This is a genomic window from Streptomyces sp. NPDC002144 (assembly GCF_053593695.1).
In genome coordinates this window covers 224,030-250,779 of sequence record NZ_JBSFDB010000006.1, presented here as the reverse complement: position 1 = coordinate 250,779, position 26,750 = coordinate 224,030, and the positions used below count along the sequence as shown (strand labels likewise).

At 72.3% G+C, this 26,750-nt stretch carries 23 protein-coding genes and 2 pseudogenes; 17 read left to right on the top strand and 8 right to left on the bottom strand.

Translation table 11 applies throughout. From position 1 onward, the window contains the following. Nucleotides 1–73 precede the first annotated feature (73 nt). The 7 genes from ACWCQ1_RS11845 (at nucleotide 74) to ACWCQ1_RS11815 (ending at nucleotide 8,894) form a co-directional block, all read left to right on the top strand. Entirely contained in the window at nucleotides 74–916 is an 843-nt protein-coding gene (locus tag ACWCQ1_RS11845; RefSeq protein WP_133041789.1) for a nitrilase-related carbon-nitrogen hydrolase, read from the top strand. After that, on the top strand, nucleotides 913–2,196 hold the full coding sequence (locus ACWCQ1_RS11840; protein WP_358596495.1) for an aspartate aminotransferase family protein: 1,284 nt from the start codon (nucleotides 913–915) through the stop codon (nucleotides 2,194–2,196). Before ACWCQ1_RS11845 ends, ACWCQ1_RS11840 begins: the two co-directional genes overlap by 4 nt. A gap of 27 nt (nucleotides 2,197–2,223) precedes the next feature. Next, entirely contained in the window at nucleotides 2,224–3,783 is a 1,560-nt protein-coding gene (locus ACWCQ1_RS11835) for a PucR family transcriptional regulator (RefSeq protein WP_451026367.1), read from the top strand. Between the two features lie 155 nt (nucleotides 3,784–3,938). Then, nucleotides 3,939–4,781, top strand: coding sequence for a nitrilase-related carbon-nitrogen hydrolase (locus ACWCQ1_RS11830; protein ID WP_133041792.1), 843 nt, complete (start codon nucleotides 3,939–3,941; stop codon nucleotides 4,779–4,781). 31 nt (nucleotides 4,782–4,812) lie between these two features. Further along, nucleotides 4,813–6,216: a dihydropyrimidinase gene (gene hydA / locus ACWCQ1_RS11825; RefSeq protein WP_451026366.1), complete on the top strand. Its 1,404-nt coding sequence runs from the start codon at nucleotides 4,813–4,815 to the stop codon at nucleotides 6,214–6,216. A gap of 11 nt (nucleotides 6,217–6,227) precedes the next feature. Beyond that, on the top strand, nucleotides 6,228–7,247 hold the full coding sequence (locus tag ACWCQ1_RS11820) for a TIGR03842 family LLM class F420-dependent oxidoreductase (protein WP_133041794.1): 1,020 nt from the start codon (nucleotides 6,228–6,230) through the stop codon (nucleotides 7,245–7,247). Between the two features lie 120 nt (nucleotides 7,248–7,367). Continuing rightward, a complete protein-coding gene (locus tag ACWCQ1_RS11815; RefSeq protein WP_133041795.1) occupies nucleotides 7,368–8,894 on the top strand; it encodes an NCS1 family nucleobase:cation symporter-1 in 1,527 nt (508 codons plus the stop codon). 28 nt (nucleotides 8,895–8,922) lie between these two features. Here the strand turns inward: ACWCQ1_RS11815 and ACWCQ1_RS11810 are convergent, their stop codons facing one another. Together ACWCQ1_RS11810 and ACWCQ1_RS11805 are read right to left on the bottom strand one after the other, a co-directional pair. Continuing rightward, on the bottom strand, nucleotides 8,923–9,579 hold the full coding sequence (locus tag ACWCQ1_RS11810) for a hypothetical protein (protein WP_451026365.1): 657 nt from the start codon (nucleotides 9,577–9,579) through the stop codon (nucleotides 8,923–8,925). Between the two features lie 116 nt (nucleotides 9,580–9,695). Beyond that, a pseudogene (locus ACWCQ1_RS11805) lies at nucleotides 9,696–10,320 on the bottom strand (carboxymuconolactone decarboxylase family protein); the annotation flags it as partial. Here ACWCQ1_RS11805 and ACWCQ1_RS11800 point away from each other — a divergent pair. Beyond that, nucleotides 10,319–10,459 (top strand): annotated as a pseudogene (locus ACWCQ1_RS11800) (LuxR C-terminal-related transcriptional regulator); the annotation flags it as partial. The pseudogenes ACWCQ1_RS11805 and ACWCQ1_RS11800 sit on opposite strands and share 2 nt — an antisense overlap. A gap of 40 nt (nucleotides 10,460–10,499) precedes the next feature. Then, on the top strand, nucleotides 10,500–11,327 hold the full coding sequence (locus tag ACWCQ1_RS11795) for a class I SAM-dependent methyltransferase (RefSeq protein ID WP_451026364.1): 828 nt from the start codon (nucleotides 10,500–10,502) through the stop codon (nucleotides 11,325–11,327). Between the two features lie 18 nt (nucleotides 11,328–11,345). On the opposite strand, the gene ACWCQ1_RS11790 is transcribed toward ACWCQ1_RS11795, so the two are convergent. Continuing rightward, nucleotides 11,346–12,338 (bottom strand): phospholipase D-like domain-containing protein, encoded by a 993-nt coding sequence (locus ACWCQ1_RS11790; RefSeq protein WP_451026363.1) that lies wholly within the window; start codon nucleotides 12,336–12,338, stop codon nucleotides 11,346–11,348. Nucleotides 12,339–12,545: 207 nt separating this feature from the next. Here ACWCQ1_RS11790 and ACWCQ1_RS11785 point away from each other — a divergent pair, with 207 nt between their 5' ends. The 4 genes from ACWCQ1_RS11785 to ACWCQ1_RS11770 all read left to right on the top strand — a co-directional run bounded on the left by ACWCQ1_RS11785 (nucleotide 12,546) and on the right by ACWCQ1_RS11770 (nucleotide 17,729). After that, the gene (locus ACWCQ1_RS11785) at nucleotides 12,546–14,375 is read left to right on the top strand and encodes a gamma-glutamyltransferase family protein (protein ID WP_451026362.1); all 1,830 of its coding nucleotides are present in this window, start codon (nucleotides 12,546–12,548) and stop codon (nucleotides 14,373–14,375) included. Between the two features lie 220 nt (nucleotides 14,376–14,595). Beyond that, nucleotides 14,596–15,444 (top strand): inositol monophosphatase family protein, encoded by an 849-nt coding sequence (locus ACWCQ1_RS11780; RefSeq protein WP_133041800.1) that lies wholly within the window; start codon nucleotides 14,596–14,598, stop codon nucleotides 15,442–15,444. 116 nt (nucleotides 15,445–15,560) lie between these two features. After that, nucleotides 15,561–16,973, top strand: coding sequence for a phytoene desaturase family protein (locus tag ACWCQ1_RS11775; protein WP_451026361.1), 1,413 nt, complete (start codon nucleotides 15,561–15,563; stop codon nucleotides 16,971–16,973). Nucleotides 16,974–17,219: 246 nt separating this feature from the next. Next, the gene (locus tag ACWCQ1_RS11770) at nucleotides 17,220–17,729 is read left to right on the top strand and encodes an O-acetyl-ADP-ribose deacetylase (RefSeq protein WP_451026360.1); all 510 of its coding nucleotides are present in this window, start codon (nucleotides 17,220–17,222) and stop codon (nucleotides 17,727–17,729) included. 12 nt (nucleotides 17,730–17,741) lie between these two features. Here ACWCQ1_RS11770 and ACWCQ1_RS11765 read toward each other — a convergent pair whose 3' ends face one another. The 3 genes from ACWCQ1_RS11765 to ACWCQ1_RS11755 form a co-directional block, all read right to left on the bottom strand. Next, nucleotides 17,742–19,592, bottom strand: coding sequence for a M1 family aminopeptidase (locus ACWCQ1_RS11765; RefSeq protein ID WP_358596466.1), 1,851 nt, complete (start codon nucleotides 19,590–19,592; stop codon nucleotides 17,742–17,744). Between the two features lie 180 nt (nucleotides 19,593–19,772). Beyond that, complete coding sequence (locus ACWCQ1_RS11760) at nucleotides 19,773–20,717, bottom strand: M56 family metallopeptidase (RefSeq protein WP_451026359.1); 945 nt, start codon at nucleotides 20,715–20,717, stop codon at nucleotides 19,773–19,775. A gap of 93 nt (nucleotides 20,718–20,810) precedes the next feature. After that, nucleotides 20,811–21,239, bottom strand: a complete 429-nt coding sequence (locus ACWCQ1_RS11755; protein ID WP_358596460.1) for a BlaI/MecI/CopY family transcriptional regulator — start codon at nucleotides 21,237–21,239, stop codon at nucleotides 20,811–20,813. A gap of 119 nt (nucleotides 21,240–21,358) precedes the next feature. On the opposite strand from ACWCQ1_RS11755, the gene ACWCQ1_RS11750 reads away from it, so the two are divergent. From ACWCQ1_RS11750 to ACWCQ1_RS11735, 4 genes are all read left to right on the top strand, one after another. Continuing rightward, nucleotides 21,359–22,024, top strand: coding sequence for a DedA family protein (locus ACWCQ1_RS11750; protein ID WP_358596457.1), 666 nt, complete (start codon nucleotides 21,359–21,361; stop codon nucleotides 22,022–22,024). Next, nucleotides 22,021–22,626, top strand: a complete 606-nt coding sequence (locus ACWCQ1_RS11745; RefSeq protein WP_451026358.1) for a phosphatase PAP2 family protein — start codon at nucleotides 22,021–22,023, stop codon at nucleotides 22,624–22,626. Before ACWCQ1_RS11750 ends, ACWCQ1_RS11745 begins: the two co-directional genes overlap by 4 nt. Then, complete coding sequence (locus ACWCQ1_RS11740; protein ID WP_358596451.1) at nucleotides 22,623–23,525, top strand: phosphatase PAP2 family protein; 903 nt, start codon at nucleotides 22,623–22,625, stop codon at nucleotides 23,523–23,525. Before ACWCQ1_RS11745 ends, ACWCQ1_RS11740 begins: the two co-directional genes overlap by 4 nt. Nucleotides 23,526–23,603: 78 nt before the next feature. Next, nucleotides 23,604–24,269: a response regulator transcription factor gene (locus ACWCQ1_RS11735; protein ID WP_358596448.1), complete on the top strand. Its 666-nt coding sequence runs from the start codon at nucleotides 23,604–23,606 to the stop codon at nucleotides 24,267–24,269. 21 nt (nucleotides 24,270–24,290) lie between these two features. On the opposite strand, the gene ACWCQ1_RS11730 is transcribed toward ACWCQ1_RS11735, so the two are convergent. Together ACWCQ1_RS11730 and ACWCQ1_RS11725 are read right to left on the bottom strand one after the other, a co-directional pair. Then, nucleotides 24,291–25,238 (bottom strand): lysylphosphatidylglycerol synthase transmembrane domain-containing protein, encoded by a 948-nt coding sequence (locus ACWCQ1_RS11730; protein ID WP_358596445.1) that lies wholly within the window; start codon nucleotides 25,236–25,238, stop codon nucleotides 24,291–24,293. After that, nucleotides 25,235–26,743 carry a hypothetical protein gene (locus ACWCQ1_RS11725; RefSeq protein ID WP_451026357.1) on the bottom strand — a complete coding sequence of 503 codons (1,509 nt, stop codon included), beginning with the start codon at nucleotides 26,741–26,743 and terminating at the stop codon, nucleotides 25,235–25,237. Before ACWCQ1_RS11725 ends, ACWCQ1_RS11730 begins: the two co-directional genes overlap by 4 nt. Nucleotides 26,744–26,750 lie beyond the last annotated feature (7 nt).

Below are 26,750 nucleotides of genomic sequence, written 5' to 3'. Positions count from 1 at the left end.
GAGGCTTACGTTCGTCCCTCTACGGCCTGTTCTACGGGCGTAGAGGCTCTGCGACCCGCCGAAGGAGCAGCTCATGGCCAACGTCGTACGCGCCGCTCTGGTCCAGGCCACCTGGACCGGCGACACCGAGTCCATGGTGGCGAAACACGAGGAGCACGCCCGCGAGGCGGCCCGCCAGGGTGCGAAGATCATCGGTTTCCAGGAGGTCTTCAACGCCCCCTACTTCTGTCAGGTGCAGGAACCCGAGCACTACCGCTGGGCCGAGCCGGTGCCCGACGGGCCGACCGTGAGCCGGATGCGGGAGCTCGCCCGCGAGACCGGCATGGTGATCGTCGTCCCGGTCTTCGAGGTCGAGCAGTCCGGTTTCTACTACAACACCGCGGCCGTGATCGACGCCGACGGCACGGTCCTCGGCAAGTACCGCAAGCACCACATCCCCCAGGTCAAGGGCTTCTGGGAGAAGTACTACTTCAAGCCGGGCAACATCGGCTGGCCCGTCTTCGACACCGCGGTCGGAAAGGTCGGCGTATACATCTGCTACGACCGCCACTTCCCGGAGGGCTGGCGGCAACTCGGCCTCAACGGCGCCCAGTTGGTCTACAACCCGTCGGCCACCCACCGCGGGCTGTCCTCCCACCTCTGGCGCCTGGAGCAGCCCGCCGCGGCCGTCGCCAACGAGTACTTCGTCGCCGCGATCAACCGCGTCGGCCAGGAGGAGTACGGCGACAACGACTTCTACGGGACGAGTTACTTCGTCGACCCGCGTGGACAGTTCGTGGGTGACGTGGCAAGTGACAGCAAGGAGGAACTCGTGGTCCGTGACCTGGACTTCGACCTGATCGAGGACGTCAGGCAGCAGTGGGCGTTCTACCGGGACCGCCGGCCCGACGCGTACGAGGGGCTGGTGCAGCCGTGAGCGACCTGTACGCCCGCCACCGTTCCGTCCTGCCCGACTGGCTCGCCCTCTACTACGAGAACCCGCTCGAGATCACCCACGGCGAGGGCCGCCATGTCTGGGACTCGGACGGCAACCGGTACCTCGACTTCTTCGGCGGCATCCTCACCACGATGACCGCGCACGCGCTGCCCGAGGTGACGAAGGCGGTCAGCGAGCAGGCCGGGCGGATCCTCCACTCGTCCACGCTGTACCTCAACCGCCCGATGGTCGAACTCGCCGAACGCATCGCCCAGTTGAGCGGCATCCCGGACGCCCGTGTCTTCTTCACCACCTCCGGCACCGAGGCCAACGACACCGCCCTGCTGCTCGCCACGACCTACCGGCGCAGCAACACGGTCCTGGCGATGCGCAACAGCTACCACGGCCGCTCCTTCAGCGCGGTCGGCATCACCGGCAACCGCGGCTGGTCGCCGACCTCGCTGTCCCCGCTGCAGACCCTGTACGTCCACGGCGGCGTCCGCACCCGCGGCCCGTACGCCGCCCTCGGCGACGCCGACTTCATCGCCGCCTGCGTCGACGACCTGAAGGACCTGCTCGGCCACACCCGCCCGCCCGCCGCGCTGATCGCCGAACCGATCCAGGGGGTCGGCGGCTTCACCTCTGGTCCGGACGGCCTGTACGCGGCCTTCCGTGAGGTGCTCGCCGAGCGCGGCATCCTGTGGATCGCCGACGAGGTGCAGACCGGCTGGGGCCGCACCGGCGACCACTTCTGGGGCTGGCAGGCGCACGGACAGAGCGGACCGCCGGACATCCTCACCTTCGCCAAGGGCATCGGAAACGGCAGCTCCATCGGCGGGGTCGTCGCCCGCGCCGAGATCATGAACTGCCTGGACGCCAACAGCATCTCGACGTTCGGCGGCACCCAGATCACCATGGCGGCCGGTCTCGCCAACCTCACCTACCTGCTGGAACACGACCTCCAGGGCAACGCCCGGCGCGTCGGCGGGCTGCTCATCGAGCGGCTGCGGACGGTCGCCGCGCAGGTTCCGCACGTACGCGAGGTGCGGGGCCGCGGGCTGATGCTCGGCGTCGAGCTGGTCAGGCCCGGGACGGACCAGGCCGATCCGGACGCGGCGGCCGCCGTGCTGGAGGCGACCCGCGCCGACGGACTGCTGATCGGCAAGGGCGGCGGCCACAACACCAGCGCCCTGCGCATCGCCCCGCCCCTGTCCCTCACGGTCGCCGAGGCCGAGGAGGGCGCCGCGATCCTCGAACGCGCTCTGAGGAGCCTCACGTAGCACTGCACTGAGCAAGGGAACAACGCGATGACCACCACCTTCGGGACCCTGGAGCCGGCGCTGTCCGTGCGGCAGATCCTCATGCTCGAACGGGTTCTCGCCGGGGAGCCCGAGGTGGTGGCCGGAGCGGCCCAGCTCGACCGGCCGGTGCGCTGGGTGCACGTCGCCGAGGCGCCCGACGTGGGCGTCATGCTCAGCGGCGGCGAGATGGTCCTCACCACCGGCGTCCTGCTCGCCGGCGACGAGGAGAAGCAGGCCGAGTACATCCGGTCCCTGCACAGCGCCGAGGCGGCGGCCGTGGTCCTCGGGCTCGGACGCGCCTTCCCGGCGCCGCCGGACGTCATGCGCCGGGCCGCCGAGCGGTGCGGGCTGCCGATGGTGGTCCTCCACCGGCCCTTCCCCTTCGCGGAGTTGACCGAGGAGGTGCAAGCCCGGCTGATACGGCGGAAGTTCGCCGCCGTCAGCCTGTCGGAGTCCGTACGGACGGCCCTGACCGGCCTCATCACCGCGGGCGCCCCGCTGCAACGGCTCCTCGACGAGGTCGCCCAGCACAGCGCCTGTCCCGTCGTCGTCACCAACCTCGCCCACCGCGTCCTCGCCACGGCGGGGGAGCGGCCCGCCGTGGACGACGTGCTGCGCGACTGGGAGCGCATCGCCCGGCAGGCCGGCGGCAGCGAGGGCGACGGCTGGATCCGTGCCGAGCTGGGCGGGCGCGGGGAGCGCTGGGGACGGATCGTGCTGTGCGGGTACCGGGGCGACACGGCCACCGGACGGCTGCTCGCCGACCGGGCCGCCGAGGCCCTCGTCCTGCACCGCATGCTCGGCGGCACCTCGGCCCACACCTGGGAGGAGCAGTCGGCGCAGAGCCTGCTGACCGACCTGGTGAGCGGGGTCGTACCGGCGAGGCAGCTGTTGCCGCGTGCGCGGGCCGCCGGGCTGCCCGTCAACCGGCGGACCTTCGTGCCGCTGGTGGTACGGCACGCGGATGTGGCCGGGCTCGACCGGGTGCTGCGGATGGTGGGGCTGCCGGGGCTCGTCGCCGAACTGGCCGACGGGGTCACCGCCGTGCTGCTCAGCCTCGCCCGGGACCAGGACGCCGCGGTGCTCACCGCGAACTTCGCGGCCCGGGTGCGCTCGGAGGCGGCGCGGACGGTGGTGGCCGCCGCCGATCCCCGTATCGCCTGGGACGACGTGCCGGCGGGCCTGCGCGAGGCACAGCACGTCGCCGACGCCGTGGCGGACTCCTCGGCGGTCCTCGACCTCCCGGACGTCGTACGCCTGAAGGACGTCCATCTGCGGGGCCTGATCCGGCTGCTCAGGGACGATCCGCATGTGCAGTCCTTCGCCGAGCGGGAGCTGGACGGGCTGCTGCGCTCGGCCGACGACGATCTGCTGCCGGTGCTGCGCACCTATCTCGCCACCGGCCGCAACAAGTCCCGCACCGCCCAGCTCCACCATGTCTCCCGGCCCGCGCTCTACCGCCGCCTTGAGGCGATACAGAGCCGGCTCGGCGTCGACCTCGACGATTTCGAACAGGCGGCCTCCGTACACATCGCGCTCCTCGCGCATGACGCGCAACAGGGCTGAAACATGCGACGACCTGGGAAAACGGCGGTGAAACATGGGCCCACGACAGAGTGACACCGTGGCACGCCGCACCCCCGCAGACGTGACACCGTGCAACTCAAAGCGTCTTTTCGGACTTCCTAGTCTTCTCGCACACCGAGCGACCGGAGGTCCCGATGAGCAGAGTGATCCGTGCCGCCCTCTTCCAGACCGCGTGGACGGGCGACAAGGAGTCGATGATCGCGGTGCACGAACAGGCGGCCCGGGACGCGGCCGCTCAGGGCGCTCAAGTCCTGTGCTTCCAGGAGCTGTTCTACGGACCGTACTTCTGCCAGGTCCAGGACAAGGCGTTCTACGAGTACGCGGAGGCGATCCCCGAGGGCCCGATCGTCAAGCGTTTCCAGGCGCTCGCGAAGGAGCTGGGGATCGTCCTGATCCTGCCGATGTACGAGGAGGAGCAGCCCGGCGTCCTCTACAACACCGCGGCCGTGATCGACGCCGACGGCTCGTACCTCGGCAAGTACCGCAAGCACCACATCCCCCAGGTCCCCGGATTCTGGGAGAAGTTCTACTTCCGTCCGGGCAACGCCGGCTGGCCGGTCTTCGACACCGCCGTCGGCCGGATCGGCGTCTACATCTGCTACGACCGCCACTTCCCGGAGGGCTGGCGGGCGCTGGGCCTCGAGGGCGCGGAGATCGTCTTCAACCCGTCGGCCACCTCGCGCGGACTGTCCGCCTACCTCTGGCAGCTGGAGCAGCCGGCCGCGGCCGTCGCCAACGAGTACTTCGTCGGCGCGATCAACCGGGTCGGCGTGGAGGAACTCGGCGACAACGACTTCTACGGGACCTCGTACTTCGTGGACCCGGAGGCCCAGTTCGTCGGCGAGGTGGCCTCCGACAAGGAGACCGAACTCGTCGTCCGCGACCTGGACATGGCCAAGCTGCGCGAGGTGCGCGACCGCTGGCAGTTCTACCGCGACCGCCGTCCCGACGCCTACCCGCCGCTGACCGCACCCTGACCGAACCGTTCACCCAGGCAGGAGAGGGACCATGAGCAGCCGTACCGTCATCCGCGGTGGCCTCGTCATCACCGCGTCCGACGAGATCCACGCCGACGTGCTGATCGAGGACGGCCGCATCGCCGCCCTCGCCGCCTCGGGCACGCCCGCGGCCGAGGCGTTCAGTGCCGAGCGGGTGATCGACGCCACCGGGAAGTACGTGATCCCCGGTGGTGTCGACGCCCACACCCACATGGAGCTCCCCTTCGGCGGCACCTTCGCCTCCGACACCTTCGAGACCGGCACCCGGGCCGCCGCCTGGGGCGGTACGACCACCATCGTGGACTTCGCCGTGCAGAGCGTGGGCCACTCCCTGCGCGAGGGCCTGGACGCCTGGCACGCCAAGGCCGAGGGCAACTGCGCGATCGACTACGGCTTCCACATGATCGTCTCCGATGTGAACCAGGAGACGCTCAAGGAGATGGACCTGCTGGTCGAGGAGGGCGTGACCTCCTTCAAGCAGTTCATGGCCTACCCGGGGGTCTTCTACTCCGACGACGGCCAGATCCTGCGCGCCATGCAGCGCTCCGCCGAGAACGGCGGCCTGATCATGATGCACGCCGAGAACGGCATCGCGATCGACGTGCTGGTCGAGCAGGCGCTGGAGCGCGGGGAGACCGACCCGCGCTACCACGGTGAGGTGCGCAAGGCCCTCCTGGAGGCCGAGGCCACCCACCGGGCCATCAAGCTCGCCCAGGTCGCGGGCGCCCCGCTGTACGTCGTGCACGTCTCGGCGATGGAGGCGGTGGCCGAACTGGCGCGGGCGCGGGACGAGGGGCTGCCGGTCTTCGGCGAGACCTGCCCGCAGTACCTGTTCCTGTCCACCGACAACCTCGCCGAACCCGACTTCGAGGGCTCGAAGTACGTGTGCAGCACGCCGCTTCGCCCCAAGGAGCACCAGGCGAAGCTCTGGCAGGGCCTCAGGACGAACGACCTCCAGGTGGTCTCCACCGACCACTGCCCCTTCTGCTTCGTGGGCCAGAAGGAGCTGGGCCGCGGGGACTTCTCGAAGATCCCCAACGGTCTGCCGGGCGTCGAGAACCGTATGGACCTGCTCCACCAGGCCGTCGTCGACGGGCACATCAGCCGCCGCCGCTGGATCGAGATCGCCTGCGCCGCCCCCGCCCGGATGTTCGGCCTCTACCCGAAGAAGGGCACGATCGCCCCGGGCGCCGATGCCGACGTCGTGATCTACGACCCCAGCGCCGAGCAGGTGATGTCCGTCGAGACGCACCACATGAACGTCGACTACTCGGCCTACGAGGGCAAGCATGTCACCGGCCGGGTCGAGACGGTGCTCTCGCGCGGCGAAGTCGTCATCAACGAGCGGGAGTACACCGGACGCGCAGGACACGGCGTCTACACCCCGCGCTCCACCTGTCAGTACCTCAACTAGGAGTGGCGCCCATGGACTTCGGACTCGTCCTGCAGACCGACCCGCCGGCCTCGAAGGTCGTCAGCCTGATGAAGCGGGCCGAGCGCAACGGCTTCCGGTACGGCTGGACCTTCGACTCCGCCGTGCTGTGGCAGGAGCCGTTCGTGATCTACAGTCAGATCCTGGCGAACACACAGAAGTTGACCGTGGGTCCGATGGTCACCAACCCCGGTACCCGTACCTGGGAGGTCACCGCCTCCACCTTCGCCACCCTCAACGACATGTTCGGCAACCGCACCGTCTGCGGCATCGGCCGCGGCGACTCCGCGATGCGCGTCGCCGGCCGCAAGCCCAACACGCTGGCCCGGATCAGCGAGGCGATGAAGGTCATCCGCGCCCTCGGCCGGGGCGAGGAGGCCGACCTCGGCGGCACGGTGATCAGGTTCCCGTGGATCAAGCCGGGCGCCGAACTCCCCGTCTGGATGGCCGCGTACGGGCCGAAGGCCCTGAAGATGACCGGCGAGGAGGCCGACGGGTTCATCCTCCAGCTCGCGGACCTCTACCTGACGGAGTACATGGTCAAAGCCGTCAAGGACGCGGCCGTGGCCGCCGGACGTGACCCGTCCGAGGTCAAGATCTGCGTCGCCGCGCCCGCCTACGTCACCGCGGACGACTCGCCCGAGGCCCTCGCCCACGCCCGGGAGCAGTGCCGCTGGTTCGGCGGCATGGTCGGCAACCACGTCGCCGACCTGGTCGCCAAGTACGGCGAGCACTCCGCCGCCGTGCCCGACGAGCTCACCGACTACATCAAGGCCCGCGAGGGGTACGACTACTCCCACCACGGCCGCGCGGACAACCCCGACACCCAGTTCGTCCCCGACGAGATCGTCGACCGGTTCTGCGTCATCGGCCCGGTCGAGAAGCACATCGAGAAGCTGCGGGCGCTGCGCGAGCTCGGCGTCGACCAGTTCGCCGTGTACGACATGCACGACGCCCAGGAGACCGTGATCGACGCGTACGGCGCGGAAGTCATCCCGGCCCTGAACGCCTGACCCACCGCTCTCCCCCTCCCCATCCCCCCACTCCAGTTCTCCCCTCCCCACCTCCCCGGGGAGGGGACCCGGAGACCCGCACGGCCTTTCCGGATCCGCCCTTCATCGATTGGCCTGCCCATGACCGAGACCGCTCCCACGGCCATACCGCCGACCGCTCAAGTCACCCTCGCCGACGGACGCGTGGAGATCGCCCCGGGGTCCCCGCCGCCCATCGGGCCGTACGCCAACGAGGACCTGCTTCCGGTTCCGATCGAGAAGCGCACCTGGACCACGTACAACTTCTCCGCGCTGTGGGTCGGCATGGCCCACAACACGGCCTCCTGGACCCTCGCCTCCGGTCTGATCGCCGTCGGCATGGACTGGAAGCAGGCGGTGTTCACCATCGCCCTGGCCAACGTGATCGTGCTGATCCCGATGCTGCTCACCGGGCACGCGGGCCCGAAGTACGGCATCCCCTTCCCCGTCTTCGCACGTGCCTCGTTCGGCGTCCGGGGCGCCAACCTCCCCGCCGTCGTACGGGCGTTGGTGGCGTGCGGCTGGTTCGGCATCCAGACCTGGATCGGCGGCGAGGCGATCTACTTCCTCGCCGGGAAGCTGATCGGCGACAGCTGGGCGAACGCCTCCCACGTGGGCGGATACGCCTGGACGATGTGGCTGTCGTTCGCCCTCTTCTGGGTGCTCCAGGTCGCCATCATCTACCGGGGCATGGAGACGATCCGCCGCTTCGAGAACTGGGCGGCGCCGTTCGTGATCGTCGGCGCGCTGGTGATGCTGATCTGGATGAGCAACAAGGCGGGCGGGTTCGGCCCGCTGCTGGACCAGCCGTCCAAGCTGGGCTGGGGCGGAAGCTTCTGGAAGCTGTTCTGGCCGTCCCTGATGGGCATGATCGGCTTCTGGTCCACGCTGTCGCTGAACATCCCGGACTTCACCCGGTACGGCAAGTCGCAGAAGGCGCAGACCTGGGGTCAGGCCCTCGGTCTTCCCACGACCATGACGCTGTTCGCGCTGCTGTCCGTGCTGGTCACCTCCGGTTCGCAGGCCGTGTACGGGCAGACGATCTGGGACCCGGTCCAGCTCGCCGCGAAGACCGACAACGTCCTCGGCCTGCTGTACGCGCTGGTGACCGTGCTGGTGGCGACCCTGTCCGTGAACATCGCGGCCAACCTGGTCTCGCCGGCCTTCGACTTCTCCAACATCGCGCCCAGGAAGATCAGCTTCCGTACCGGCGCCCTCGCGACCTGCGTCCTCGGCGTGCTGATCTTCCCGTGGAAGCTGTACTCCGACCCGCAGGGATACATCTTCACCTGGCTCGGCCTGGTCGGCGGCCTGCTCGGCACGGTGGCCGGCATCCTCATCGCCGACTACTGGATCCTGCGCCGCGGCAAGCTGGACCTGGTCGACCTGTACCGCTCCGGCGGCCGTTACTGGTATGAGGGCGGCTGGAACTGGCGGGCCGTGGTGGCCTTCGCGGCGGGCGGCGTCCTCGCGATCGGCGGCGCGAGCTTCAAACCGCTGATCGACGGACGGCCCATCCCGGCGCTGCGGTCCCTCGCGGACTACGGCTGGGCGGTCGGCCTCGGCACCTCGATGGTGGTGTATCTGGCGCTGATGCTGCTGCGCGGAAGGGACCGTCTGGAAGGGTGAGCGCGTGAGTGTCCGAAGGGCAGCCGGTCTACCGGCTGCCCTTCAGCGCCGTCACCGCGTCCCGCGCCGCCTTGATGGCACCCTTGTTGATCACGTCCGTGCTGGGCGCCTTCTTGGTCTCGAAGTCACTGCCGTTGTAGGTGGTGACGACCAGCACATTGGACACGCGCGCGATGACGACACCCTCGCGCGTCTGCTGCTTGTCCTGGGTGGTGAGGTTCACCACGGAGTAGGCCGAGTCGCCGAGTCCGGGGACGGCGCCTCCGCCGCTCTTCTCCGTCAGCCGTTGCTGGTACTCCTTCTGCGCCCCCGCGTCCGAGTTCATGACCTCGAAGGAGACGTCGAGCCAGCGGTAGTCGTACCCCTTGAGCGCGTTCCAGGAGCAGGTGCGGCGCAGCTTGGCGTCCGTCGACTGGATCTCCTTGCCGGCCGTCTTGGCGCCCGGTACCAGGGACTTGATCGTCGTGACGGAGATGCTGCCGCACGGGGCCGGTGCGGCCGCGTACGCCGCGGCCTCGGCCGTCGACGACGGCGCGGTGGGCGACTGCGTACTGGTCTTCCGTCCCGCGTCGTGCTGGTCGGCCGGTGTCGCGGGGCTCGACGTCAGCGCCCAGCCCGCCGCGGCGAGCACGACGACGGGGGACAGGCGCGCGGTCAGAGCGAGCGGCAGGGGAAGTTCACGCACGGACACACTTCTCTGTGGGGGAGGCGGTGGCGGTGGGGTCCGCACTGCGGACGGGGCGCCAGTCTCACATGAGTCCCTGTGAGACGGAAGTGCGAACTCGTACCGTACCTGTGCGATCACCCTCGGCGCGTGCTGCCGGTTTCGGCGAGTGCGCTCTCGATGCGCTCCACGGCCGTGAAGGCGCCGTACGCGACGAGGTGCACCAGGCAGTGGTCGGTGTGCTCCGGACGGCGCCAGGCCGCCACGTCCTCGTCGGTGATCCGGTACGGCGCGAGCGCGGCCGGCGGCGCGAGCCGGGCCCCCGGACGCTCGTGCCGGCTCGGGAAGCCGCGCAGGACCGCCGAGGGGTGGGCGCCGTTCCACTCCCACAGGGTGGTGTGGAGGAGGGCCCGGTCGTCGGCGTCGAGCAGGCCCGCGCTCGACCGGGCGGCCGTGCGCAGGGCGGCGTAGGCGGGGCCGACCGGTGTGCCCGCCGCCCAGTGCGGGCCGGGACCGGGCTCGTCGAGCAGGGGCAGGGACGTGCCGGCCTCGGGGGTGCGGTGCACGGTGCGGGCGGGCGCGCGTCCCGCGACGCCGCGGACGGCCCGGAAGCACTGGACACCGCCCGGGCAGCAGCTGCTCGACCAGCAGCGCGGAGACGACCTGGTTGATGAAGTGGAAGGCGAGCGCCGTGCCGAGGCAGGCGGGGGCGTGCTCCTCCGGGAAGGGATACGGCCGCAGGGCGGCACCGGGGACACGGCTGGCAGCCCACATGGTCATCAGCCCGCTCACGGCCAAGACCCACATCAGCCGGGCGATGACCAGGCTCGGCGCCCGGGACCGGGCCCAACTCGTCGTGCTCGCCCACGAGTCGGGGCTGGTGGTGGCGCGCGGCGGATAACCCGTTGCGGCAGCCGCGAGCCGATCAGCAGGCTGGGGCGATGACCGAGACGACACGCCCCCACGCCCCGGCCCTGCACGAGGACATCCTCGCCTACTACACCCGCGGCAAGGAGGACGGCCGCCTCAGGGACGGCGGTGCGCCGTCCGGCCGGCTGGAGTTCTGGCGTACGCAGGACGTCCTGCGGCGGATCCTGCCCCCGGCACCCGCGCGCGTGCTGGACGTCGGCGGGGGCAGCGGGGTGCACGCGGAGTGGCTCGTTCGGGACGGCTACGATGTCGAACTCGTCGATCCCGTACCGCTGCACGTGGAGCAGGCCTCCCGGCTGCCCGGGGTCACGGCCCGGTCCGGGGACGCGCGGTCGCTGCCGGACGAGGACGCCACGTACGACGCGGTGCTGCTGCTCGGCCCGCTCTACCACCTGACCGAACGCGCCGACAGGGTAGAGGCGTTGGCCGAGGCACGGCGAGTGGTCAGGCCGGGCGGACCGGTCGTCGCGGCCACCATCAACCGGTACGCGGGACTGCACGACCTGCTCCGGGAGGAGCGCTACTTCGAGCCCGTCCAGCGGGCCCGCACCGACGCGGCGAGCACCGACGGCCGGCACCGCTCCGACGGCGGTCTGTTCACCGTGGCCTACTTCGCCCAACCAGCCGAGGTGCCCGGCGAGTTCAGCGACGCCGGCCTCGCCCCGGAGGGCCAGTACGGGCTGGAGGGCGTCGCCTGGCTCATGGGCGGGATCGAGGACTGGCTGGACGACCCGGAGCGCCGCGAGGTGGTCCTCGCGGCGACGCGGCGCATCGAGTCGGAGCCGGCCCTGCTGGGCGCGAGCGGTCACCTGCTCACGGTCGGGCGCCGCCGGCCATGAGCAGGTGTCCGTGCGGGGTCAGGCCGCCGTGCCGCCCGTGTAGTCGCTGTTGAACGTCGTCTCGACGGTCGTGGCCACGGACTGCGCCACCCCGGTGCCGGTGAGGATGATGCCCAACTCACGGTTGTTGGAAAGGGAGTTGCTGCTGATGTTCATGGAGCCCGCCTCCACCTCCTGGGTGGACAGCCCGTAGTCGGCGACCATGGCCTTGGCGTGGATGTAGAAGCCGTTGGGGTCGGAGTAGCCGACGACGGTGCCGCCGGCCGCCTTGATCTCGGAGACCTCGCTCGCGTAGTCGCCCGGCGTCTCCAGGACGACCCGCACCTTCACGCCCGCCTTCGCCCGCGCGGCGATGGCGTCGACCACCGTGCTGTCGCTGAACTCGAGTTCCTCGACGTCGAGCGTCTTCGTCGCCGCGTTGATCACCGACAGCAGCCGGCTGCGCGAGTCGGTCGGCGACCAGAGCAGGTGGTCGCCGTCGGTCGGGGTGATCGAGGTTCCGGCGTAGTCCGCGGTGAAGACCTTCTCGATCGCGGCGACGTCCCGCGTGTCGTCGGTGAAGACGCCGTAGTCACGGCCGGTCGCGTAGTACTGGGAGGTCAGGTTGCCGGTCAGGACCAGCGACTTGGTGCCGTCCACCGTGATCGTCTTCTGGTGGGTGTAGACGAAGCTCGACGGCGACCACACCACCCCAACGCCCGCGTTGGTCAGCGCCGTGTACGCGGAGTTGTTCGCGGTCTTGTGCTGGCGGTCCAGGATCACCCGCACCGTGACGCCCTTGTTCTTGAGCGCTATGAGGTCGTTGACCGCCGTGGTGTCCTCGAGCTCGTACATCGTCATGTCGAGGGACGTGGTGGCCGAGTCGATGAAGTCGTAGATCGTCGGCTCACTGCTGGTGAGCGAGAAGGCGAAGGCGGAGTAGCTCGCGGCGTTCGCGGGGACGGCGGTGGCGATCACGGCGGCGCCGGCCGCCAGGGCCACACCCGCACGCCCGAGGACCTTCCACAACATGTCTGACTCCTGGTCGAGTTGATGCCCACGTGGGGGGTGGCAGGCGTGAGCATGACACCACGCGCGTAGAACGCGTGGGTGGAGGGCGGCTCATGAAGTGCCCGGGGGATCGCAAAATCTTCGTAGGCGCATCGGAGGGGTAGAGGCAGTCCCACAGGTGTGATCGCGCCCCGGACCGACCGGGGTGCGCGAGCAGCGAGGTGAGACATGCGGTTCCGCACCCGGCCGACCCTTCAGGGCACCTTCGGAATGGTGTCCTCCACCCACTGGCTGGCCTCGCAGTCGGCGATGGCCGTCCTGGAGGACGGCGGCAACGCCTACGACGCCGCCGTCGCGGGCGCGTTCGTGCTGCACGTCGTCGAGCCGCACCTCAACGGCCCCGCGGGCGAGGTCCCGATCCTGCTCGCGCCGGCCGGCGGCGAGGTACGGGTGGTGTGCGGACAGGGCGTCGCCCCGGCCGGGGCGAGTGTCGCGCACTACCGGGGGCTCGGTCTGGACCTCGTGCCCGGCACCGGTCCGCTCGCCGCCGCCGTGCCCGGCGCCTTCGACGCCTGGATGCTGCTGCTCCGCGACCACGGCACCAAGCCCCTCGCGGACGTCCTCGAGTACGCCGTCGGGTACGCCGAGCACGGGCACGCGCCCGTGGAGAACGTCGGTGCGACCGTCGAGACGGTACGGAAGCTGTTCGAGACGGAATGGACCTCGTCGGCGGATCTCTATCTGCCCGGCGGAAAGGCCCCCCGCCCCGGTCGGCTGCTGCGCAACCCCGCCCTCGCCGCCACCTGGAGGCGTCTGATCGCCGAGACCGCCGGTGCCGGGGACCGGGTCGCGCAGATCGAGGCGGCGCGCGAGGTGTGGCGCTCCGGCTTCATCGCCGAGGCGCTGATACGGCAGTCCGGGCGCCCCACCCTCGACACCAGCGGCGAGCGCCACACCGGCACCCTCACGGCCACCGACCTCGCCGGCTGGTCGGCGACCTACGAGGCCCCGGTGGCGTACGACTGGAACGGCTGGACCGTGTGCAAGGCCGGCCCCTGGAGCCAAGGTCCGGCACTGCTCCAGCAGTTGGCGCTGCTGCCGCCCGAACTGCCCGCGTACGGCTCCGCCGACTACGTCCACCTGCTGGTCGAGGGCTGCAAGCTCGCCATGGCCGACCGTGAGGCCTGGTACGGGGACGCCGCCGAGGTGCCGCTGGAAGACCTCCTGTCGGAGGGCTACAACGCCGCCCGGCGCGCCCTCGTCGGCGACAGGGCCTCCTGCGAACTGCGCCCCGGCAGCCCCGGAGGCCGCACCCCGCGGCTCAGCGCGCACGCGCACACGGTCGTCGCCGACGAGCCCGGCTTCAGCCCCATGGGTGCCGGCGAGCCGACCGTCGCCAAACCGCCGACGTCCCCGGTGCCGGGCGAGCCGGAGACCGCCGCCGACGGCGCCGCCCGCGGCGACACCTGCCACATCGACGTCGTCGACCGCTGGGGCAACATGATCGCCGCCACCCCGAGCGGCGGCTGGCTCCAGTCCAACCCGGTCGTGCCCGAACTGGGCTTCCCGCTCGGCACCCGGCTCCAGATGACCTGGCTGGAGGACGGTCTGCCCAACTCCCTCACCCCGGGCCGCCGTCCGCGCACCACCCTCACGCCCTCCCTCGCCCTGCGCGACGGTGTCCCGGTGCTGGCCTTCGGCACGCCCGGCGGCGACCAGCAGGACCAGTGGCAGCTGCACTTCTTCCTGGCCCTCGCCCTGCTCCCGCCCGTCCGCGGCGGCCTCGACCTCCAGGGCGCGATCGACGCCCCGAACTGGCACAACGACAGCTTCCCCGGCTCCTTCCACCCGCGCGGCATGCGGCCGGGCAGCGTCACGGTCGAGTCCCGCGTCGGTGCGGACGTCGTCGAGGAGCTACGGCGGCGCGGTCACCGGGTGACCGTCGGCGACCCCTGGTCGGAGGGCCGCCTGTGCGCGGTGGCCCGGGACCCGGAGACGGGCGTGCTGTCGGCGGCCGCCAACCCGCGCGGGATGCAGGGGTACGCGGCCGGCCGCTGAGCGCTCCGCTGGAAGTGCCGCGCTGTGCCGTCGGTCGTCCGCGGCGCCGTCGTGGCCGGTCGCGCGGTCCCCGCGCCCCTTCGGGGGCACTACCGAACCGCTGCGGACTTCACCATGTCCGCTTGGAGCCCGTGACTCGCGCACCCCGAGTTCATCCCGATTCCACCGGGTATCCACCCGGCGGGCGGGCGTTGTCAGTGACGCATGCTCTCATGGAGGCATGATCGTAGACACGGAAACCATCGACGAGTTTCTCGCCCGACGCTCGGCCGACGTGGAGGAGGCGGTCCGCACGGCCGCCGCGGCCGAGATCATGCCCCGCTTCCGCCGCCTGGCCGCCCACGAGATCGACCAGAAGGCAGGACCGCACGACCTGGTCACCGACGCCGACCGCCTCGCCGAGCGGTACCTCACCGAAACCCTGGGCGCCCTGCTGCCCGGCTCCGTCGTGGTCGGCGAGGAGGCGGTGCACGCCAACCCGGCGACCTACGAGGCGATACAGGGCGACGCCCCGGTGTGGATCGTCGACCCGGTCGACGGCACGCGCCAGTTCGTGCGCGGCGAGACCGGGTTCTGCACGCTGGTCGCGCTCGCGCGCCGCGGAGTGGTCCTCGCCTCCTGGACGTACGCGCCGGCCCGCGGCCGGCTCGCCGTCGCCGTCAGGGGCCGGGGCGCCTTCCTCGACGGCGAGCGCCTGCACGCCGGCTCGCCCGCCCCCGGCCGGGACCTCGAAGTGGCCACCTCCCACCCGGACTACACGACCGACGAACAGAAGCACGCCCTGCTCGGCCTGTGGGCCGACGGCGTCGCCCCCCGCGCCTGCGGCTCGGCGGGCCTCGAGTACCTCGCCGTCGCCCGCGGAGAGCTCGACGCGACGGCCTTCTCCTGGGAGGCCGCCTGGGACCACGCGGCGGGCATCCTCCTCGCCGAGGAGGCGGGCGGCGCCCACCTGACACTCGCCGGGGAGCCGTTCCGGATCACCGGCGGCAACACCCTCCCCTTCACCACCGCCCGGGACGAGGCGACGGCTCGCAAGGTGGTGGGACTTCTGCGGCAAGGACCCGCATGACCGACCTCGGCGGCAGCGGGCACCGGCATCCCCCGCCCGCACCCCCGGGTGTCGGACCCCCGGCATATCCTGACCCCCAGGCCATCGCTTGACGAAGGGGTCCGAAGGTGCCGTCGATGCTCGATGCTTGCGTGGTGGGTGCGGGGCCGAACGGACTGACGGCCGCCGTGGAGCTGGCCCGCCGCGGCTTCTCCGTGGCCGTCTTCGAGGCCCGCGACACCGTCGGCGGCGGCTCCCGCACCGAAGAGCTCACCCTGCCGGGCTTCCTGCACGACCCCTGCTCCGCGGCCCACCCGCTCGGCATCAACTCCCCGGCCTTCCGCGCCCTGCCCCTGGAGCGGTACGGCCTTGAGTGGCTGCACGCCGACCTGGCCATGGCGCACCCCTTCACCGACGGCACCGCCGCCGTGCTGGCCCGCTCGGTCGCCGAGACGGCCGCCTCCTTCGGCCCGCGGGACGCGGGGGCCTACCGCAGGCTGGTCGCGCCGTTCCTGCCCCGGTGGGACACCCTGGTCCGCGACTTCATGTCCCTGCCGCTGACCGCGCTGCCCCGCGACCCGGTCACCCTCGCCCGCTTCGGCCTCGTGGGCCTGCCCCCGTCGACCTGGCTGGCGCGCCGCTTCCACGACGACCGGGCCAGGACCCTCTTCGCCGGCCTGGTCGCCCATGTGATGGCCCCGCTCAGCGGCTTCGCGACGAGCGCCATCGGCCTGGTCTTCGCCCTCGCCGCGCACGCGCGCGGATGGCCGGTGGCCCGGGGCGGCTCCCAGTCCATCGCGGACGCGCTCACCGCGTACCTCAAGGACCTGGGCGGCCTGGTGCACACCGACTACGAGGTCAAGCGCCTCGACGACCTGCCGCCCGCGCGCGCGTACGTCTTCGACACCTCGCCCACCGCGCTGGCCCGCATCGCCGGTTTCGGCCGCTACTACGCGGACTACAAGTACGGCCCGGGCGTCTTCAAGGTCGACTACGCGCTCGACGGACCGGTGCCGTGGACCGCGGAGGAGGCCCGCGCCGCCACCACCGTGCAGATCGGCGCCGACAGCGCGGAGATCGGCAGGGCCCTGCGCGCGGCCTCCCGGGAGGGCCGGGCGCCCGACAGGCCGTTCATGATCACGGTGCAGCCGAGCGTCGTCGACCCGACGCGCGCCCCCGAGGGCAAGCAGGTCTTCTGGGCCTACGCCCATGTGCCGAGCGGCTGGACGGGAGACCTCACGGACGTCATGGAACGCCAACTGGAGCGTTTCGCGCCCGGGTTCCGCGACCGGGTCCTCGCCCGCGCGACCGCCGGCCCACCCGAACTCGCCGCCCGCAACGCCAACTACGTCGGCGGCGACATCGGCTCCGGCGCGGTGACCGGCCTCCAGGTCCTGCTGCGCCCCAAGCTCTCCCTCTCCCCGTACACCACCCCCCACCCGGCGATCTTCATCTGCTCTTCCGCCACCCCACCGGGCCCGGGCGTCCACGGCATGTCGGGACACAACGCGGCGAAGGCGGTGTGGCGCAGGCTGCGTGAGCAGCGGTAGCCGCGACAGCCCGGTCCGCCACCTGACACCGGCCACGCGCATGCTCTCCGCAGGCCCGCGGCCCAGTGCGGGTCGGCGTGCCCGCCCCCTTGCGTCGCCGCCGAAGCGGTGCACGACCGGTGACTCGTGGCAGCCGGTGCTGTCCGCGGTCGAGCCGCGCGAGGGCCCCCTTCCTCCCGGCACGCTCCCTCCCCCAGCCCGGAAAGCCCACGCGCCCCGTCCCGGCGTTGCTGGTATAGAGGCACCATGACCAGCATCACTCTCGTCCGGGGCGACATCACCCGGGAGTCCGTCGACGCCATCGTCAACGCGGCGAACTCCTCGCTGCTCGGTGGTGGGGGTGTCGACGGTGCCATCCACCGCCGGGGTGGCCCCGAGATCCTGGAGGAGTGCCGAAGGCTGCGCGCCTCGCACTACGGCAACGGCCTGCCCACCGGACAGGCGGTCGCCACCACCGCCGGGAAGCTGGACGCGCGGTGGGTGATCCACACCGTCGGCCCGGTCTGGGCGGCCGGCGAGGACCGCTCCGAGCTGCTGGCCTCCTGCTACCGGGAGTCCCTCCGGGTCGCCGACGAACTGGGCGCCCGTACGGTCGCCTTCCCCGCCGTCTCCACCGGTGTCTACGGCTGGCCGATCGACGACGGGGCCCGCATCGCCGTGGAGACGGTGCGGGCCGCGGACACGTCGGTCGAGGAGGTCAGGTTCGTCCTGTTCGACGAGCGGGCCCACGAGGCGTTCGCCGCGCAGACCCGCTGAACTCCCGTCCGCTCAGCCGTCGATGCGGTGCGTGCTCCAGAACGACGTCAGGTCCGTGCTCGTCGCGGCCTGCGCCGCCGCCTTGAACTCGGCCGTGGTCGAGACGCCGTACCAGTGCGAACTCGCGTAGTCCTTCAGCAGTTTGGTCATCGCCGTGTCGCCGATGAGGCGCCGCAGGTCGTGCAGAGCGCACTTGCCGTAGCCGTAGACGACGGTGGAGTAGCGGGAGGAGTGGGCGTCCCAGTACGCCATGGAGTTGGTGATCTTCTCGGCGGAGGAGGCCCAGGAGACGCTGCTCCAGCAGTTGCTGCCGGTCTTGCCGAGGGCCAGATCGGTGGCGTAGTCGGTGAACGCCTCGTCCAGCCAGGGGCTGTTGTACTCGTCGTCGCCGACGATGCCGTACCACCACTGGTGGCCGATCTCATGGGTGAGCGCGGTGGTGCTGACGAGGTCCAGGACGAAGCCGGGGTACTCCATGCCGCCGAACCAGTAGTTGTTGTCGATGACCGCGTCCAACTCGCCGTACGGGTAGGCGCCGAAGCGCGCGGCATGGGCGTCGACGGCGGTCTTCGCGGTGCTCAGCATCGACTGCGCGTCGGAGGAGCTGATGCCCGAGACGGAGTAGACGTTGATAGCCGTGCCGGCAGCCGACGTACCCGAGATCTTGCTGAACGGCCCCGCCGCCCAGGCGAAGTCGCGCACCTTGGACGCGGTCGCGGTGGTGACCGTACGCCCGCTGGAACCGGGGGTGTCGACGGACGTGCCGGTCGCCGGGACCAGCAGACTGCTCGGGTGGTCCAGCGTGACCTTGAAGTCGGCGGCCAGGGAGTAGAAGGACTCGCCGTTGTTGGTGTACGGGTCCAGGTGCCAGCCCGCCCCGTCCTTCACCGCGAGCACGGGCAGCGCGTTGCCGATGTTGTTGAACGCCCCGTCGTGCCCGAACCGGTCGGCGCCGCTCGGCACGGTGATGCCGAGGTCGAAGCCGATCGTGGCGCTCTGCCCCTGCGCGAGCGGCGTCGGCAGGGAGATCTGCAGGGCCGTGCAGCCGACGGACAGGGCGCCCGCCGTACCGCCGGTGAGGTTCGTGACCGTGATGGGCATCGCCGAGCAGGTGCCGTGGTAGTTGTCCCACAGCCGCAGATACACCTCGCCGAGCGCGGTCGAGGAGGCGTTGGTGAAGGTCGCGCTCTCGTGGCCGGTCCACACGGTGCCGCTGCTGTTGCTGCTCAGACTGACGGTGTACGAGGGTGAGGCGGGCGTCCGTGTCGAGTCCGCCGGCGGGGTGGTGCCCGCGGAGGTGTCGAGGGCGACGTCGTCCAGGACGAAGCTGGTCTGCAGGCTGGAGTCCTCGGTGCCGGTGAAGGCGACGTTCACGGTCTGGCCGGCGAAGGCCGACACGTCGAAGGACTTCTGGACGTAGCCCGTGTTCCTGTCGAGGTTCGAGTACGTCGCCAGCGTGGTGGAGCCGATCTTCGCCGTCAGTTTGTCGTAGGCGGTGGAGGAGGTCGTCTCGGCGGTGTCGATGTGCAGCCAGAAGGACAGGGTCGCCTTGTCGCACCCCGACGGGACGGTGACGCTCTGGGAGAGCGTGTCGGTGTGCGTTGATCCGACGCCGTCCAGCCAGGCGAACGAGCTTCCGCCGTGCGCGTTCTGCCCGGACCGGCTGGTGATGACGCTCGTCGACGACTGGCTCCATGACGAAGTGCCGCTCTCGAAGCCGCCGTTGGCCACCACCTGGGCCGGGGTGCAGGCCGCCGCCGCTGAGGGTGCGGCGGCCGCGGGAAGGGCGGGGAGCGATACGACGGCCAGCGCGGCGAAGGCCAGCAGGCGCGCGGCGACGGATCTGTGGGGGGTCGATCTCACGCGGAACTCCTTTGCGGCGACCGGGATCCCGGTCTGCTCGGCGAGCGCCCGCCGGCCTGGGTGCGCCGGAGGCGGTCGGGGCTGCGTGCACTTGTTGGCCTGAGCATGCCATAAGCGTGTGCTGTGAGGGAGCTGTGTGTGAGAAGGGTGACCACGGCCTACGGCAGCCGGCCGCTCCGGTCAGTCGCCGTGTCCGACGGGGGTGCTCTCCCCCTGGGCGACCTCGATGCCGTCGTGCAGGTCCGTGGCCGCCTCCAGGGCCGCCGTCGCCGACAGGGCGACACAGACGAGGAGGAGTCCGGCCAGGGTGCGGGGGAGTGCGCGGGCGGCGGGCTTCGGCGCGCTCAGCAGCGCGCTGACCCGGCGCGGCACCGGCCCCGCGGTGGCCGTGAGGGACAGCCGCGGCCGGGGGCTCGCGGCGCGGGCGGCGAGCGCGGCGCGGCCGACGGCGCGGGCGGTGAGGGCGCGGTCGCCCGTCACCCGTGCGGCGGACTCGTCGGCCCAGCGCTCCAGGGCGTACGAGAGCGGGGCGCGCAGACCGCGCAGTGCCGGGTGCAGCGCCACGGCGGACTCGGCGGCCACGAGGAAGAGATGGTGGCGGCCGGACAGATGCGCGCGCTCGTGGGCGAAGAGCACCTCGCGCTCGCGCGCGCTGAGGGCGCGCAGCATGCCCGTGGTCACCACGATGCGGCCGGGGCGGCCGGGCAGCGCGTACGCGTCGGGCCGCTCGTCCTCTCGCACCGAGAGGTCGCCCGCGCTCGCCTCGCTCCCGAACTGCCGGTGAGCGGCGCGCAGTTCACGCGTGTGCCGGACGGCCCGGCGCAGCAGCGAGGCGCCGAGTGCCGTCAGCGCGCACGCGGCCAGGACCGCGGCGGGCAGGGTGGCCGGGGAGCCGTCGCCCAGCAGATGCGGGGAGAGATGGCCGAGTGCCGCGACGAAGGGGAGGCGCAGGGCGCCGTTCAGGGCCAGCAGGACGAGAGCGGCCGTGCTCGACAGGGCGAGGACCAGCGCCAGAGCGGTCAGCGCCCAGGCCGCCGTCCGGGGCGGCAGCTGCTCCGCGCCGCGCCGGGCCAGCGGGACCGCCAGCAGCGGCATCAGGAGCGGGAGCCACACGGCAAAGATCACGCGATTCCTCCAGGGCCGCCGGTCCGTCACCGGCCAGCCTACGCGGCACGACCCCGCAGCCGGTTCCTGACCGTCACGGGTACCCGCACCGGCTCACGGCGTCTCGTCGGCCGTCCCCTGGCCGGTGGTCTCCAGCAGGGTGCGCAGCACACGCTCGTCCTCCGGGCTCAGGTCGGAGACGAAACGCGCGAGTACGGTGCCGCGGTCCTCGTCCTTGTCGAGTTCGGCGTGCATCCTGCGCGCGGTCAGTCCGGGGGAGTCCTGGGCGGGCGCGTAGGTGTAGCCGCGGCCGACCCGCTCCCTGGTGACCGCGCCCTTGGCGTGCAACCGGGTGAGGATGGTGGTGACGGTGGTGCGGGCCAGGCCGCCGCCGAGCTCCAGCTGCACGGCCCCGGGTGTGAGCGGTCCGTCGGCGGCCCAGAGGGCGGCCAGGACACTCGCCTCCAGCTCGCCCGCCGGCCGCCGGTCCGTGCGCCCGTCGGCCGGGCCGCCGGCCGGCTCGTCGATCTGCCCCTGCGGCATGGGAACGCTCCTCGGCTCTGATTCGTCTACAGTTCGGTAGACGGTCTACATGACTGTAGTCGCTCGGCGCGGGTTCCGGCCCGCTCCGTCCACGTCCCAGTATGAGAGGGGTCGCCCGCATGGCAGCTGCCGAGTTCGCCGTCGCCCAGGCGGTGAACGTCCTGGATGCCGGATCCCTGCTGTCCGCCTTCGGCACGATCGGCATCGCCGCCGTGCTGTTCGCCGAGACCGGCCTGCTGGTCGGGTTCTTCCTGCCCGGCGACTCGCTGCTGTTCACGGCGGGACTGCTGTGCGCGGGCGGCACCCACCGGTCCGTGCATCTCTCGCTGCCGCAGGTGCTGGTCGCCGCGGTCGTCGGGGCACTGGCCGGGGCGCAGGTCGGGTACTGGATCGGGCGGCGCGGCGGCCGCGCGCTGCTGGCCCGCAGCCGGGCGAGAAAGCTGCACGACGGCGCGGCGCGCGCCGAGGAACTGCTCGCGCGCTACGGCCACGCCAAGGCGGTCGTCCTGGCCCGCTTCGTGCCGGTGGTGCGCACGGTGCTCAACCCGCTGGCCGGGGCCCTGGACGTGCCGGTACGGGTCTTCACGCTCTGGCAGGTCGTCGGCGGACTGGTGTGGACGATCGGCCTCGTCCTCGGCGGTTACGCGCTGGGCTCCTCCATCCCCAACGTCGACCACTACCTCCTGCCGCTGGTCGCCGTGGTGGTCCTCGTGTCCCTGACCCCGATCGCGATCGAGGCCCGCCGCGCGCGTGCCCGCCGCGCCTCCCCGGGGGCCCCGTCATGACCGGCCTCGCATTCGGCGGCGCCTCGGTCGACGGCGGCCTCTACACCTGGATCACGAAGCTCGCCCGCCACACGTCCCATCCCCTCGACACCGCGATCGCCGTCTGGTCCGACTACGGCCTCGTTCTGTTCGCCGTGCTGATGCTCGTCGCCTGGTGGCGGGCCCGCGGGGCCGGGGAGGCGCGGATGGTCCGGGCCCTGGCGACACCGCTGATCGTGGTGGTCGTGTACGCCGTGGACGTGCTGGTGAAGTCGGCGTTCGCGGAGACCAGACCCTGCCGCACGCTGCACGTGGTCACGGTCGAGGCGTGCCCTGCGGCGGGGGACTGGTCCTTCCCCAGCAACCACGCGGTGATCGCCGGGGCCGCGGCCGTGGCGATCGCCCTCACCGACCACCGTCTCACCCGCATCGCGGCCCCGGCCGCCGTTCTGATGGCCGTCTCCCGCGTCTGGATCGGCGCCCACTATCCCCACGACGTGGCCGTGGGCCTGGCCTTCGGAGCGCTCCTGGCCTGGCTCCTGATGCAGCTCGCCGACCGGGGCGCACCACTGGTCAGACGGGTGGCCGGGACTCGGCTCGGGGGGTTGGTGACGGGGGTGTGAGGCGCAGCGCGCGGTCCGTACGGGATGCGCTGCCCGTCCGGAAAGGGCTGCCGTTGCTCGCCGTCGTCTGCGCCGTGCTGTTCGCCGCCCTCGCCGTCGCGATGGGGGTACGGCACGGCTCGCCGCTCCCGGGTGACGGCGCGGCGCACGTGTGGGCGCTCCGGCACCGGCCGCCGGTCGGTCTGGCGCTGGCCCGGGGGATCACGGCGACGGGGACGGGACCGTGGCCGTACCTGATCGTCGTGGCGGCCGGGCTGGTCGCCGGCCGGGACACCGGTGAGCGGGTGAGAGCGGTCGTGTACGGCCTGGCTGTGCTCGTCGCCGGGCAGCTGGTGCGCAGCGGGCTGATGGAACTGTTCGCGCGGGCCCGTCCGAACGCCGCGGACTGGGCGACCCACGCGTCCGGCTTCGCCTTCCCCTCCGGCCACACGACGACCTCCGCGCTCACGGCCGGGTTCGTGTGCTGGGCGGTCACCCGGCACATCCGACCCGGGCCCGCGCGTACGAGGTGCGTGATCGCGGTGTGCTGGGCGGTGGCCGTCGGATTGAGCCGCGTCTACCTGGGCGTGCACTGGGCCAGCGACGTACTGGGCGGCTGGCTGCTGGCCGGCGCGTGGCTGGGGCTGTGCTGGTGGGCGCTCGGACGGTGGCCGGGCGTGCGGATGACGGGTGGGGGCGCATCGGGGCGCTCCGTGCCGGGCGCGCGTGGGCGTGCGGGTGCGGGTGCGCGGCCGGACGGGCGCGGGGTGACTGCGGGGCCGGGGGGACGGGCTGACGGCGACGGAGATGACACCGGCAGGGGGCGCGCTCCCCGACCGCCGACAGCCGCTGACCGACCCCCTGACCGACCGCCCGGTTCCCCGCCGCCCTCCGACTCCGCCCCACCCTCGGGCTCCTGAGGGACATCCGTCCCTCACTTCTCTCCGTGCCCGGCTGCACACGCCCCCGCGCCTGTCCCGACCCCCTGACGGAGGACCATGCCCCCCAAGATCCTGGTCGTCGAGGACGATCACGGCCTGCGTGACGTGCTGGTGCGCGGGCTGCGGGACGAAGGGTTCGCGACTCTGCCCGCCGCCGACGGGGCGAGCGCGTTGCGGCTGGCCGGGGCCGAGGTCGCCGCGGCCGTGCTGGACGTCGGTCTCCCGGACGCGGACGGGCGGGACGTCTGCCAGGCGCTACGCGCCAACGGCTTCTCCTTCCCGGTCGTCTTCCTCACCGCACGCCACGGCCTGACCGACCGCCTGTCCGGCTTCTCCGCGGGCGGCGACGACTGTCTCCCCAAGCCCTTCCACCTCGCCGAACTGGCCGCCCGCCTGCGCGTCGCCCTCAGACGCGCCGTGCCCACGCCCCACGCCACGGCCGGGAACCTGGTACTCGACGCCGTACGGCACCGCCTGACCGTCCGCGGCAGCACGGCGGCCGATCTCACGCCTACGGAGTTCCGGCTGCTGGCCACGCTCATGGCGAGGCCCGGGGAGAACGTGAGCCGCCGGGACCTCGTCCGGGCCGCCTGGCCGGAGGGCGCCCAGGTCAGCGACAACACCCTCGACCAGTACCTGACCCGGCTGCGCCGCAAGCTGCGCACGGCCGGCAGCGACCTGACCGTCGCCACCACCCGCGGCATCGGCCACCGCCTGTCATGACCCCCGGTTCCACCGTCGCCTCTACAGCGTCTTCGTGCGCACCAGCCCCGCGAGCACCAGCAGCCCCGGCACCAGCGGAAGCCACACCGTGAGCAACCGGTAGCCGAGCACCGCGGACAGGCTCGCCTCCGCCGGAGCCCCGGCCGCCGTCAGCGTCCAGGCGAGCGCGGCGTCCAGCGACCCGAGCCCACCGGGCGTCGGCAACAGTACGGCGGCACTGCTCGCGGCGAGATACGCGAGCGCGACCCGTCCCGCCGGCAGCGGCAGTTCCAGGGCCCGTACGACGGCCAGCACGATCCCCGTGTGGAGTACGGCGAAGGCCAGCGAACCGCCCCACAGGGCCGCCGCGCGCGGCGGGCGTTCATGGACACTCCGCACATCGGCCACCGTGCACGCCAGCCACCGCCGCACCCGGGTCAGCCGAGCCGACACCACGGCCGCGCAGCCGGCGGCGGCCGTCCCCAGGAGGGCGAGCAGCAGTGTCGTCCCGTGCACCGACGGCAGCCGCAGCACCCCGGGACAGGCCAGGGCGAGCACCGCGATCAGTGCGCACCGCACGACCGCGCCCGCGGTGCCGCGGACCGCGAGGGCCGTCGCGGCCCGCCCCGGCGTCAGCCCGCAGCGCATCAGAAACCGTAGATTGACGGCACCGGCCCCCAGCCCGGCGGGCAGGACGTGGTTGGCCGCCGACGCCGCGAACTGCACGGCCATCAGCCGTCGCGCGGGCAATGTCTCCCGCACCGCGCCCTGTACCGTGACCGCCGCGCACGCCCAGGTCAGCACGGTGAGCACCGCGGCCAACAGCAGCCATCCCCGGTCGGCGACGACCAGCCGGTCGGCCCCGGCGTCCAGTACGGGCCAGTGCCGTACGGCGATCACCACGGCCCCCGCCAGCAGGCCACCGGCCACCAGGGTCTGCCAGGGCACCCGCCGCCCGGCGTCCACCGCGGCACCGGTCTGCGTGCTCATGCGCCCTGCCGTTCCCGCGGGGCGCCGGGCGCCAGGTAGGCGTAGCCGTCGGACAGCCGGTGCCCTCGCCAGCCGTGGGCGTAGGACGGCAGGTGCCCGGGGCTCGCGGCGAGGAGGGCGACCGGGATGCGGCGGGCTGTGCGCGTGAGGGTACCGGCCGTGGTGGCGGCGTCGTGACCGGCGGTGTACGCGGAGGCACAGCCGGCCTGGAAGGCGATGGGGACGGAGTCGCCGCCGGTGAGCAGACAGGGCGGGGAGACGCCCAGGTGGCGCAGTTCTGTGGCGCTGCGGGCCCAGGCGCGGTGCGCGGTCGTCGTACGGGACACGGCTCTGTCCACCACCGCCAGCTGCACGGCCACATGACCGGCCACCCCGACCGCCACCAGGGTCACGACCACCGGTCGCCACCGCCCCGCGGGCGCCGTGACCAGGAACCGCAGGGCGTCGGCGACCGGGATCGCGAGCAGGGCGTACGCCGGCAGCAGGAAGCGGGGTGCCGCGTATCCGATGAGGAAGAGATACGGCACGGCCGCGGTGACCGCACAGGCCAGGGGCAGCGCGGTGACGGTGGTACGACGGGCCCGTACCGCGATGACCAGCGCGGCCGCGGCGAGCAGCGGCAGGACGAACCACCAGGCGATCACCGGCGCGCTCGGGACGGCGCCGGTGCACGGACGGCACAGGGCGCGTCCGCCGAGGCTGCGGAGCTGGTCGGTCACGGCATTGTGCAGGCCCAGGCCGCCCTCGATGCGGGAGCCGGCGCTGAGCCGGGCGCCCGGGCCGCCGTACCTGACGTATGCCTCGACGACCCATTCGAGCGCGCCCGCCGCCATGCCGCCGAGGAGGGCGAGCAGGAGGCGCGGGCGGCGGTCGCGCAGGGCCAGGATGAGGAGGGGGAGGCTCGTCCAGACGGCGTCCGTGGGCCGCATCCAGGCCATCAGAGCGGCCGCCGCGGCCAGGCCCCACAGGGGTGCCCGCCGGATGGGGTCGCGGCGGGCCCGCAGGAAGCAGCCCACGGCGGCCAGGGCGCCCACGGCCACCCAGTAGTTGGGCATGGCCTGGGGGCCGTAGAACAGGGTGATCCACAGCGTGGCGAAGAGGGCGCCGCCGGCCGCGAGGACGCGGGGCGGGAACAGGCCGAGCCAGGCCCGCAGGGCCCCGTACAGGCCGGCGCCCGCCAGTACGGCCAGGTACACCCGCAGCACCGGGGTCGACGACGACCAGTAGGCGACCGGGGCCACCAGCAGGGTGATGCCTCGGGCGCGCGGGGCACTGAAGAAGGCCGCCGGGGCGTGGCCGCTGACCTGGCTGACGTACACCGTCTCGTCCCAGCCGAGGCCCAGCCCGGGGCGCACGATCACGAGCTGGAGCAGGGTGAAGGCACCCGCCACGGCCAAAAGCCATCGCTCGCCCGTCCGGGGCGCCGGAGGTGACCCCGGAGGCGGGGCGGCACCGGGGGTCCGGGTCCGTGAAGGTGCGGCTGCGGCGTCGGAGGCCCTTGGCATCGTCCAT